Raw genomic sequence first — 11,683 nt, 5'->3', positions numbered from 1 at the left:
CATCGAATGTAATGCTTCCATACGGTCGCGCCAGCCCCATAAGAAATACCCTCTCAAGGGAAGGTCTGTCTCCGGCGAAGTGGAGGCCATCGCCGCAAAGGCCAACAAGCGGCTTTTCGAGAGATACCTGCATATGGTCGATGACTTGGGCAAAAGCTCCAATATGGCGAAAGTAGCCGTAGCCTCCGAAATGATCAAGTGGATCTGGGTCATCGGACGTCAGGTAGACCAAGAACTGGGTCTTCCCTAGTTCTCGGACCAGCATACCCCATCCCTGGTTCAGTGCCGTTGACGCGTTTTGGCAACCCGCGTTCAGAGCATGTACAACAAAGTACTCTCCTTTGCTACGTACGACTTCTGAATCTGTCGCTTTCTGCGGCTCTGCGGCTCTGCCTCTACCGAAGAGATCAACATGTGGGCAGTCTTGTACTGTATCCACGAATATGTGACTGGATCGCTTGAGCGACCGGGAGAAGCTATCGACAGATAGCCGCTGAACGGATGCGCTTGATCGCGCTGAATCCAATGGATCGGAGCCTAACCCCTGTCTGCGCAAATCAGGGGTTAGGCTCATATTGCCGCTTGACATCCCGATGGACATATGTGTTGCTCTGATATTTCTTGACTAGCGTTAGAAATAAAATCTTTAACCCTATGTGGAATCACGCTACCTATTGCCTTCCCCGCTTTAGCAAGAGATCTAGGTTGAGTTATTTTCTCGTAGTGCTCTTTAAGCACATCAAGGTCATTCAGCTCTTGTTCATCTAAGGCTCCTATGCTTAGTTCATCAAAGTTATCTGAATCCATTTCAGAAATTTCATCAACCATGATTCAATCCTTTATTCGGGCTTTTATCTCTGACGTTGCAATTATAAGAGACATCTCCAATCTAGCCTAAGAATAGATTCAGCGAAAAACTAAACCGGATAAAGCCAGCTAGACAGATTTAAGCAGTTTAAGGCAGTCTAAATCAGATCCAAACAAACCTAAAAACAGACCTATTTTGTAGTTTTTTTGAATCGGGAAATAAAAATTTAGGAGCCAAAAGACCCCTGACTCGACTTTTAATGGCGGGATGTACGAGCGGCAATGGTCTTCGGGTCATCGTGTATATATCCGAAACTTTTCTAATTCGCAGAACTACTTTTCGAGTCGTGCAATGGCCCAATCGATAGCCTTCAGCACATTAGGATTATCGATGCAATCTTGCGCCTCGCGAAGCGCCGGAAGGTGACGAGGGTCGCCCGTATTACCCAACGCAACGGCGGCATTGCGACGAAAGATATCCATGTCTTTGATGTAGTTGTACATGATGGGGCGCACGACTTTTTCGTAGTACACCTCATCCAACACAAGGATCCTCTCAAGGTCGAATTCCTCGGCAAGAATTTCCAGAAAAGGATCCTTCTCGGTTGCGCGCTTGAGCACGTCATGGTTGCGCGGACATTTCACCTGACACACATCGCATCCGTGTATACGCTCGCCCATATCGACCCAGATATCTTCCTGCGCACCGGGGGCAAAACGTTGGTTGTTGAACAGGATGCAGCGATTAAGGTCGAGCTTGCGCGGTCCAATGATGGCGCCGGTAGGGCAAGCTTTGGCGCATAGACCGCATCCCTCAGGGCAGCTATTGCGCACTTCCGAACCGCTGGGTTCAAGTTCCCTGTCCACCAAAAACGTTACGAGAATAACAAAAGAGCCATCTTGCTCAGTGTATGCGAAGTTGTTGTTCCCGAACGTCACAATGCCTGCTTCCGCACATGCGATGCGTTGGGGTACGACAAACTGGTTGCGTTCGATGCGCATGCCCAATCCCTCAACAAACGATGCCAGCGCTTCGACTTGGAAAGCATGAACGGTGCCGGGCTGCGACGAATACACGCGAGCCAAATAAGTACGTGCCACAGAACGATTCAAAATCTCCGGGTAGTCTATCGAAGAAAAGCCTAGCGTGGCGCAAACGATGCTTTTCGCCCAAGGGTTAAGCGTTTTCGCTTTACTAAGGCGAGTTATCAGGGCATCGTCAGCCTCTGCAAATATCTCGTAGTTGGAACGCGATCGAGCTTCTTCGAGATACTCGGGATAATCTCGAAGAGCAGAGAAGCCGACGTTGGAGAATCCAAGCTCTAGTTCCTTTCGCACTATCTGCTTCTCTATGCTGGACATGGCATCTCCTGAGTTCGCGCCTAGCATTAATGTAGCCATTATAGGTGAGTTGCTATCTCCAATCGCAATTTCCGATGCAGACGAATCCGAATCCGCGTCAAGCTAGCGAACCTAAGAATATGGCATATAGGCTGAAAATCATCTTCAGTGCAAATATGAGGACATATAGGCAAAAGTGTGTAGGATTCTGACTTGACATGCCTGTTCAGGCAAGCTTTTTCCAAGAAAAAGTCAGTTATGGACAGGGGTGAGCAGTGTTTACTAAAAAATGTGCGATCTGCGGCGACAAGATGAAGAAAAATGGGTTTACAAAAGCCGGAAGGCAGAGGTGGAAATGCACCTTGTGCGGAGGCTCTAGTGTTAGGAGAAACGATACCTCCGCAAGATAGCTTAAAGTGTTTGTTGAATGGCTTTTGGGTAAACTCTCAACACCTTGACGCTAGATTACGATTCAACTCATCCGCATACTAGTTCAAAAAAGTTAGAAAAATGGTCAAAACTTCCAGCTTTCCATGGTCATAGTGCCACATAGCTAACTTGAATTGTGGAGGACACTGGGCAAACAGGGTTCTCCAATTCTATTTTGATTCGTAATTGGCGTAATTTGGCATTATAGACTGTGGAAAGTCGGAAGTTTTGACCATTTTTCGCCTAAAAAGTGACGAAGGCAACACACGGTCTGGTTTGGTCAGAGTTCCACAACAGCGCGTCCTATCAATATGCAATCGACTAAAACAGACACACTTTTCTGCCTATATGCCAATATGAGCAACGTTGAGTTCAGGGTTGTTCAGCCTGATATGTATCGCTTGTTCCAAGTTGCCGACCTCGTTTGCACTTTGGAATTACACTTCAGGATAAAAAGATTTGTTTGATAAAAGCTCAGAGTCGAAAAGTGGCTCTTAGTGGAGTTTTAATGGCGGGATGTACGAGACTTGAACTCGCGACCTCCGACGTGACAGGCCGGCGCTCTAACCAACTGAGCTAACACCCCGCATTCACGGTTGCTACGCCTTGCGCAGCCCGATAATTATACCAATATATAAAAATCGCACAACCCTTAATCTGACGAATTTTGCGCGATTCGGTTTATGGACACTATGCAAAGGTCGTTCGGCGCAACGCCATTTGTTTTCAAAAGATCTATACATGCATCCAAAAATATATCTGCACGCAACGACCCAGTAGGTTTCGCCTGCAACGTAAATACAACCGAATTGCCCGATACGCACACATCTCCCACAAGAAATTCGCGCACCTCTAATACTTTGCGCTTCTTTTTGCGCACCACCTCTACCGTGTCGGGAATCTCCAAGCCTCCAACACTGGCGCTAAGTAATGCTTCATAAGTGCTAACCGGGCAAGCCACCGATGCAGCAGCTGCACTAGGTTCCACGTATTCGCAAGCGGTAGGCATTAAATCTGGTGCACTAAAATTCCACAACGCTTCCAAAGCTTTCTTTGGCGCTAAATAGCTGGTAAGGAAGATGTCGAAAAATTCCGCATTACCACCCACGCCCACAGGAAGTGCCGCGCCAAAAGCTATGCGCATATGCGGCGAAAACCCATTAGTTACTGCAAACGGAAGCCCGGCGCGTCGAACTGTACGCTCAAGTGCGCGAGCCACTTCCAAATGTGAAAGCATTGCCAATCTGCCCGACTTCGAATAAGTAACGCGCAAGCGAAACAGTCTAGGGTCAGCCATATTACATCACGCCTTCCGCACCGCGCGCTCTAGCTAACACGTTTTGCGTATTGGTTGCCGGGCAAACACCACAAGCCGTGCATTTTTCATATGTGCAGTCGGGCGTTGTTTCCCCTTTAGACGCGCGCTTTCGCTCAAGTTGTAAATACTTGGTTGATACCCCAGCTGAAATATGCGCCCACGGCATAACATATTCAGGCTCATACTGCGCAGCGGCTATTTGCTCGGGGTCTATGCCAGTGTCGGCAGCCGCCTGTCGCCAAGCGCCTTCGTTGAAAAGTTCAGTCCACGCATCAAAGCACGCACCATGCCTCCATGCAGCTTCAACCAAATCAGCACAATTGCGCCCACCGCGACTCATTACAGCCTCAACAAAACTCGCCTGCGGATCGTGATAACTAATTCGAACCGCGCGGTGTCGAACAGAATGCCGCAAAAGCCCTACGCGCCTAAGCGCCTCTTCGCAGGTAATCTGCCCATCCCACTGAAACGGTGTCTGCGCCTTCGGCACAAAAACTCCAACGCTGACAGTCATAGCAAGCGCCCCACGCTGTTCGGGCGGCGTGGCTTCCTTCATGCGCTCGTATGCCCTATCAGCCAGATCGGTTATACCAAGCACGTCTTCATCTGTCTCACCGGGAAGACCTATCATAAAGTAGAGCTTACACCTGCGCCAACCAGCTGCACAAGCTGCATCAATTGCGCAAAACAAATCGTCTTCAGTAACGTTTTTATTTATTATGTCGCGAAGGCGCTGCGTGCCTGCCTCTGGAGCAAATGTCAGACCGCCCTTTTTCTGCCCGGCAACCAAATCAGCCATTTTCACACCAAAAGAATCTAAGCGCTGCGAAGGCACCGATATACGAACTCCACGCCCTTCGCATGCCTTGTTCAAGCGCTGCAAAATTTCCTCTATCTGAGAATGGTCGGTGGTCGAAAGCGACGTTAGCGACACTTCATCATATCCAGTCTGTTCAAGTCCACGCAGAACCGCCGAAACAATATTGTCCGCCGAGCGCTCACGTACAGGTCTATACATCATTCCCGCCTGACAGAACCTGCACCCCCTAGCACACCCGCGCAAAACTTCAACATTCAACCTGTCGTGCACGGCTTCAACATAGGGCACTACGCAGGGCTCCCAAGCATCCGATTCGGCAAAACCCTCAAACACGCGCCGCACAATTTGCGCAGGCACGCCATCTTCTGCAGGCACAACCCACGCGCCCTGCTTTTGCGCATCCTGTTCATTTAGCTGCCTATAAAGCGAAGGCACATATGTACTCTGAATATCAACTAAAGCCCGCAATATATCTTTACGCCGCGCGCCAGCTCTGCGCAGCGTGCGCACCGTCTGAACTATTTCAGGTACAGATTCTTCGCCCTCGCCTATAGAAATAGCGTCAAAAAACGGCGCGTAAGGCTCAGGGTTCATAGCGCACGGCCCGCCAGCTATTACTATAGGGTCATCTTCGGCGCGATCGGCTGCACGCAGCGGAATGCCTGCCAAATCTAGCGCTTCCAGCACATTTGTTGCCGCAAGTTCATGAGGAAGCGTTATGCCCACAACGTCAAATTCGTGCAAAGGCGCACAGCTTTCTAGCGAAAACATTGGAATGTTTGCCTTGCGCATTGCACAAGCCATGTCAGGCGCAGGAAGAAACGCGCGCTCAGAAGCCACATTTTCAAGCTTAGCAACAGCATTTACCAGTATTCGAATAGCCTGATTTGGCTGCCCTAGCTCGTAAGTGTCTGGGTAAACCATGCAAAACGCAAAATCGCTGTTAGCGCGGGGCTCAAAAGCGCCCCATTCGCTACCAATATAGCGAGATGGACGTTCAATTTGGCGCAGAAGAGGTTGGAGGCGCTGCCATAAATTAGTCTTTATCATCGGCGAGCCGCTTTACCGAAAACCATGCCAGCCGCGCCTTTAACGCCCCTTTTAGCTGCGCGTATAACTGCTTTGCCAGTAGGCGTTACACTGGCTTTTTGCGCAATATCAACCGCCTCACCAGTGGCTTGCTTCACTACATTAGCAAGACCAGCAGCATTGCCGCCCACTTCGAAATATTCTATAGCCGCCCTGCCTACAGCTTCGGTAGCCGCAAAACCAACAGCAGCGCTTATGGCAAACCCTGCAAAAGGCACCGCCTTCGCAAAACTGCGCGCCAAACTACGACAAAGAAAAGCATTGCCCACCAAAGCCGCCAATTCGGGAAGACGAGTTTTATCTAGTGGCTGACCATATACCGCCGCTATTTGCATAAGCATTTTCGCCTGATTAAGCGTCATTATAGGCATGTCGGCACCGGGTATTATGGGCAGCAAACCTACGCCAGCATTTTGAAGCGACGTAGACGTTATAGCTTCGCGTGCAAGCGGTCGCCTAACGAACGGAAACGCATGCGCGAATGCCAGCTTGCGATCGGGGCACGCAGCTATAATCCAGTTCCCAATATTTGAAACAAATTCGCTCTTAGAATCTTCAGTTAATTCAATTATCTCACCTGCAGGCAGCGCGAAGGCATCAGCGCCGCCCTTCTGAAACGGCATCTTGGAAGGCGCGCGCAAAGGAGAAATAAGATCGCCTGTAGGAATGGGGTAACCATTAGCGCACGTTATATCTTCTACTATTTTAGGCATAGTGGTAGCCACCATTACCGGCACACCTGCGTCTCGAATAGACGCTGCATCTTTACCTATGCAATCGTTTAAGCCGCCTACAATAACAGCCATATCATCGCGAGGATGCGGCTCTATATGCTCGTCTATATAAGAAACAGACACACGAGCATTATCGCCAGTAGCGCCAGCAAACAACCCGCGTACAAATGCTACACATTCACCCGCAGCCGTATCATCTATATAAACCGACACCGAAATAGGTGTCTTTACTGCATCTTCAGTATTCGTTGCCGCTTTTAGCAAAGCTCCTACATCAACGGGCAGAGCCATATTGCATTCCCCTTCCCAACTTAGATTCGTGACAATACACTGAACCTATTAACCCTAACATGATGAAATTCACCACCATGAACGAAGAACCGTAGCTAACGAATGGCAGCGGAATACCGGTAATAGGCATAAGCCCGCAACACATTCCTATGTTTTCAAGTATCTGGAACAGCCACATACCAACAATGGCACATACGATAAGCATTCCGAATAAATTACCGCAACTGCGGGCAATTCGAATACAAACAAACACAAGAGAAGCATAAAGCGCTATAAGTACCAATACTCCAACAAAGCCCAATTCCTCAGCCAGCACGCAGAAGATGAAGTCTGTCGGCGCTTCAGGCAAAAAGCCTAGCGAAGATTGGGTGGAAGAACCCAAGCCCTTTCCGAAAAGACCACCTGAACCTATGGCTATCATGGCTTGCTGTAAGTTATAAGCATCAGAGCTGTAATCGGCATTGCCTTGGTTCATAAACACAAACAGGCGCTTGCGCTGGTAATTCTTCAAAAGCCGGTATTCTATGGTGCCGTCGTCGGTTTCGTATTTCAAAAACTCGTCTACAAAAAATACTGCCGCTATAACCGCAATAAGCAGCACAATGGTCGCAATTATATACTTCGCACGCGCACCGCCCATAATAAGCACCGTGGCTGCTATAAACATATACACCAAACCAGTGCCAAGGTCGGGCTGCGTCATAATGCACAAAAACGGTATGGCAAGTAGCCCTACAACTTTGCAGTATTCCTTAAAATCGTCCAATTTGCCGCCGTATCGGGCAACCAAACTAGACGCGAACAACACCACTGTAACTTTTGCAAATTCGCCCGGCTGTATTTGCGTGCCTATGTTTATCCACGAGGTTGCGCCCATAGTGGTAACGCCTATAACCGGAAGATGCGGCGACAAAATTAGCACAACGGTTATAACCAAAAGAGGCACAAATGCGCCGGCAAGTTTTCGATAGTCGAAAGCCCACACTATAGCCATTAGTATTAGCCCCGCGCAAACTCCGGCAGCCTGTCGCGTGAAGCTGTAGCGTTCGTAGCCTTGAACAGCCGACCAGCACACAACCAAACCAAAGCCCACCAACAACATAACTACCACAACAAAGGGCCAAGGTATTATGTTTGAAAACGGCAGCGGACGACGGTTTGAAGGCTGTGGTGCAGAATACTTCTCGCGCCCGCGCTTGCCCTTAGACGGCGCAGCAATACCGACCGAGTCAATCTGAGGAAGCGGCATTATTCCTCACGCCCTTCATCAGCCGAGAAATTCAACACGAGCGACTTGCCAGACGAACCAGCCACGCGCCCAACTTCTCCATCTTCGCCCGCATCGGCGCGCATAGCCGCACCTAGCACTTGCGCGACAACCTTCGCCGCAGTTTTGCTGCCACTACGACCCTGTTCAAGAATGCAAGCCACCACATATTTCGGATTATCGTAGGGAGCATATGCCACAAACCAAGCATCGTCTGCTCTGTCGGTGTGTTCTGCCGTGCCCGACTTACCAGCCGCCTGCAAACCTTCTTCGTCAAACATGTCGCGAACTTTATCGTTATAAATAATCATGCCGCGCAAAGCATTGCGTACATAATTCAAATCGTCCAAGTTAACATCGGGTTCAGCAAGCACCTCTGGTTCAAACGTCATAGCCACATCGCCAGCGGCATTGCGCACCTCTTTCAGCAGATGCGGCTTCATAATTTTGCCGGTAGATATTCCGCAATAACCCGCAGCAACTTGCAGCGGCGTTACTAATATATCGCCTTGTCCAATAATCATATTAGTGTAGTCGCCGCCGCGCCATGTCGCCTCAGAGGGAACGTTTCGCCAATGCTCGGCTTTCCATTCAGGCGTTGGCACACGCCCCACCGATTCATTCTTCAAATCTATACCGGTAGCTTTACCAAAATTGTACTTCTCGACATATTCCTGAAGTGCCGTAGCGGAAATTTCGCCCGTACCATCGGGACCATGATCGTAAAACGCCTTAGCTATTTCGTAGAATACGGTGTCGCATGAATGAATAATGCCGCCACTAAGATCTAGCGTGCCGTGACCTTTATGTTCCCAGCACCATTGCGGCGCGCCCGTGTTAAAACCGTCCCACTTGCCAGTGCATGTCCAATAAGAACTTTCGGTGGCATAGCCGTATTCCATTCCAGCCATAGACGTAAAGGCTTTGAATGTAGATGCCGCAGCATATTGCCCATTAATAGTGCGATTAAGCATGGGTGCGTGCGATTCTTCGGTGTTGTATAAATCCCATATGTCTTGCGGAATTCCGTTTGTGAAATTCGACGGATCGAAGGTTGGATAGCTTGCCATAGCAAGCACACCACCATCGCGCGCATCAAGCGCAACTACTGCACCGGCAACACCACTACCTGTGCCTATCTCACCTGTAGGGGCTATCATTTTTGCAAGCGCCTGATCGGCGGCATACTGTATTGCAGAATTTATCGTTAGATATATGTCTGAACCTTGCGTTGGCGCAGTTTCGCTAGTAACCGACACAACATTTCCCGACGCATCAACCATAACGTTGCGTTGACCTTTTTCACCAGAAAGCACATTGTCGTAAAACGCTTCTATGCCGCTTTTCCCAAGAATGTCATTTGAATCTATTTCGCGACCTTCCACCGTTACTGACAATTCGTCTTCAGTGGGAGAACCGGTGTAGCCTAGCACGTGTGCTGCAAGCGCAGCATTCGGGTAAGCACGCACTGTGCGCGTTTCAACGCTAACGCCCGGAAAGGCATCTGCGTGTTCGGAGATGAAAGCAACGTCGCGCAAGCGAACATCGGATGCTATTATGCGCTGACTTTGCGCCCCGTGCGAAGTGTCCGCTAGGCGCTGCCGCACAATTCCCACAGGCAGCCCTAGAACTGAAGACAGCCTGCGTATAGTATCGTATGAATCGGATACTTCCGACTCGGCTAGCACCGTTTGACTGGCGCGATTTGTTACAAGCACGCGACCATTGCGATCGAAAATGCTTCCGCGAGGTGCCGGCGTGCGCACGGTCGTATACAGATTTTTCTCTGCCTCACTGGAATATTCGCCAGAGTTCATTATCTGCATGGACCACAGTTTTGCCCCAAGAGTAGCAAATATTGCTGCAGCCAAAACGCCCAGAACTCCGAAGCGCTTAGACAACCCATCCGATGGCTTTGCGGTTGCTGCTTCACCCGATTTTACACGTATGTCTTCATCATCTTCTGCGCCAACACCGACAGTATCTAAGGTAGACATATCGGATACAGTAGTGGCATGCGTTTCGACATAGCGTTGCCGCAGCACAACGATAACGGCTACTATACATACCGCTATTACTGCTGCAATTATTCCTGCCAAAACGGCAACAAGCACGTCTTAACTCCACTTCCATCGGCGCACAGCACACAAGCTAGTGCATGCGCATCTGGTTTTCGCCAAGCTGCATCAAACGCAAAAGCAGCGGAAACATAACTAGCGCCAACACGGCATCGTATATGCCACAAGGCAGCGCACGCCCTACGAGTGCTTCCAAAATGCTAACATCCATTCCGCACGCAATAATTAGTATGCCGTACACAATATTGGATATTAGCGACCCTGCAATAATAAGCACAATAGGCATAAATAAAGTATCGTTATCTAACACAACTGACAAACGCGACAGCGCAAATGCCATTAGCGTACATATTAGCGCCATAGCGCCCACTGGTCCTGTACCCATAAGATCGAATATAAGCCCCAGTAAAAACGGCATAACAAGACCGCTTTCGGGGCGCGACACAGCCAAAGCCAAAACATATGCCAGTATGAAATTTGGCAGCGCCGAAGCTATCTCCATTGCAGGCGCTACAGTTGCTTGCAAAACTACAGCTATAACGGCACCAATTATAGACACGATAAGCGGCTTGTTATTCATTTGAACCACCGCCGTTTGAGCCCGCCGAACCAGATGCAGAACTGCCACCGCCGCTATTACCAGATGAACGATTAGCTGACGAATCGCCCTTAGCATTAAATATAACTGTTACTTCTTCTAGCACTTGCGATGTTTCGTTCGGGGAAACATATATAGTTCTTGAGCCATCGCCTGCAGAGCCCTCTATGCGCACTATAGTGCCAATAAGCAAGCCCTTTACGTAGCTGCCGCCAAGCCCGCTTGTTAAAACCACATCGCCCACTTGAAGATTAACCGACGCATCAATATTTTGAAGCGTTAGTTGCCCGGAAAGCGAGCCTCTTACAATGCCCTCAGCCCGGCTAGATTGCACTAACGCCGCCGCACCCGATTTCGGATCGGTCAGCAAACGCACAGTAGAAGAGCCCGGCTGCACAGATATAACCTGCCCGACAACGCCCGCCGGTCCCACAACAGTAAGACCAGTTTCCACCCCGTTATTAGAGCCAATATCTACAGTTACCGTCTGATTCCAAGCATCGGTAGAGCGCCCTATAACACGCCCGCTTACACCCTCTATTTCATAGGTGTCTTTCAGCTCAAGCAAACCCTGCAGACGCTCAGCCTCTTGCCTGTATTCTTCGCTTTGAGTAAGAAGCTCTGTCAACTCGGCATTGCGCTCGCGCAGAGCCGAAAGTGTCTCTTCGCTAGCGCTTGCATCGCTTATAGCCTCCCCTGCATCCTCAACCGCAGCCCCAGCGGGTGCGCTTAGCAATTCAAGCGGCGCAAATACTGCATGAGCAGCCGACTGAATGCTATGCAAAAGTCCGCTTTCGCCTTCGCGAGAATACACAGTAACCATTGCAAATGAAATTACCACCAACACAATAAGAACCACACGTGTCAGACGCGGATCCTTCATGTCTTGGAATTGTAGTGCCATTAAGCCA

General features: G+C 49.6%; 10 protein-coding genes and 1 tRNA gene. All 11 read right to left on the bottom strand.

The window, feature by feature from the left end; translation table 11 throughout:
* Nucleotides 1-232, bottom strand: a 232-nt coding sequence (locus G7Y46_RS09080) for a hypothetical protein (RefSeq protein WP_206214189.1), incomplete at its 3' end; no start/stop codon positions are given.
* A 338-nt stretch (nt 233-570) separates the two neighbouring features.
* Nucleotides 571-828, bottom strand: a complete 258-nt coding sequence (locus G7Y46_RS07495; RefSeq protein WP_165253711.1) for a hypothetical protein — start codon at nt 826-828, stop codon at nt 571-573.
* 312 nt (nt 829-1,140) lie between these two features.
* Nucleotides 1,141-2,169, bottom strand: coding sequence for a 4Fe-4S double cluster binding domain-containing protein (locus tag G7Y46_RS07490; RefSeq protein ID WP_165253709.1), 1,029 nt, complete (start codon nt 2,167-2,169; stop codon nt 1,141-1,143).
* A 917-nt stretch (nt 2,170-3,086) separates the two neighbouring features.
* A tRNA-Asp gene (locus G7Y46_RS07485) sits at nt 3,087-3,163 on the bottom strand.
* 66 nt (nt 3,164-3,229) lie between these two features.
* Complete coding sequence (locus G7Y46_RS07480; RefSeq protein ID WP_165253707.1) at nt 3,230-3,874, bottom strand: TIGR03936 family radical SAM-associated protein; 645 nt, start codon at nt 3,872-3,874, stop codon at nt 3,230-3,232.
* 1 nt (nt 3,875) lies between these two features.
* Nucleotides 3,876-5,765, bottom strand: a complete 1,890-nt coding sequence (locus tag G7Y46_RS07475; protein ID WP_165253705.1) for a TIGR03960 family B12-binding radical SAM protein — start codon at nt 5,763-5,765, stop codon at nt 3,876-3,878.
* On the bottom strand, nt 5,762-6,829 hold the full coding sequence (locus G7Y46_RS07470; protein WP_165253704.1) for a hypothetical protein: 1,068 nt from the start codon (nt 6,827-6,829) through the stop codon (nt 5,762-5,764). The genes G7Y46_RS07475 and G7Y46_RS07470 overlap by 4 nt, the downstream gene beginning before the upstream one ends.
* On the bottom strand, nt 6,813-7,931 hold the full coding sequence (locus G7Y46_RS07465) for an FtsW/RodA/SpoVE family cell cycle protein (protein ID WP_241157095.1): 1,119 nt from the start codon (nt 7,929-7,931) through the stop codon (nt 6,813-6,815). The genes G7Y46_RS07470 and G7Y46_RS07465 overlap by 17 nt, the downstream gene beginning before the upstream one ends.
* Nucleotides 7,932-8,077: 146 nt before the next feature.
* A complete protein-coding gene (mrdA, locus tag G7Y46_RS07460; RefSeq protein ID WP_165253700.1) occupies nt 8,078-10,210 on the bottom strand; it encodes a penicillin-binding protein 2 in 2,133 nt (710 codons plus the stop codon).
* 37 nt (nt 10,211-10,247) lie between these two features.
* The gene (gene mreD / locus G7Y46_RS07455; RefSeq protein ID WP_165061606.1) at nt 10,248-10,754 is read right to left on the bottom strand and encodes a rod shape-determining protein MreD; all 507 of its coding nucleotides are present in this window, start codon (nt 10,752-10,754) and stop codon (nt 10,248-10,250) included.
* A complete protein-coding gene (gene mreC / locus G7Y46_RS07450; RefSeq protein WP_165253698.1) occupies nt 10,747-11,676 on the bottom strand; it encodes a rod shape-determining protein MreC in 930 nt (309 codons plus the stop codon). Before mreC ends, mreD begins: the two co-directional genes overlap by 8 nt.
* Nucleotides 11,677-11,683: the final 7 nt, after the last annotated feature.

This window comes from Adlercreutzia sp. ZJ304 (assembly GCF_011039075.1).
Taxonomy (GTDB): domain Bacteria; phylum Actinomycetota; class Coriobacteriia; order Coriobacteriales; family Eggerthellaceae; genus Adlercreutzia_A.
The sequence above is the reverse complement of the archived record's forward strand: the minus strand, read 5'-3'. Positions and strand labels throughout refer to the sequence as shown.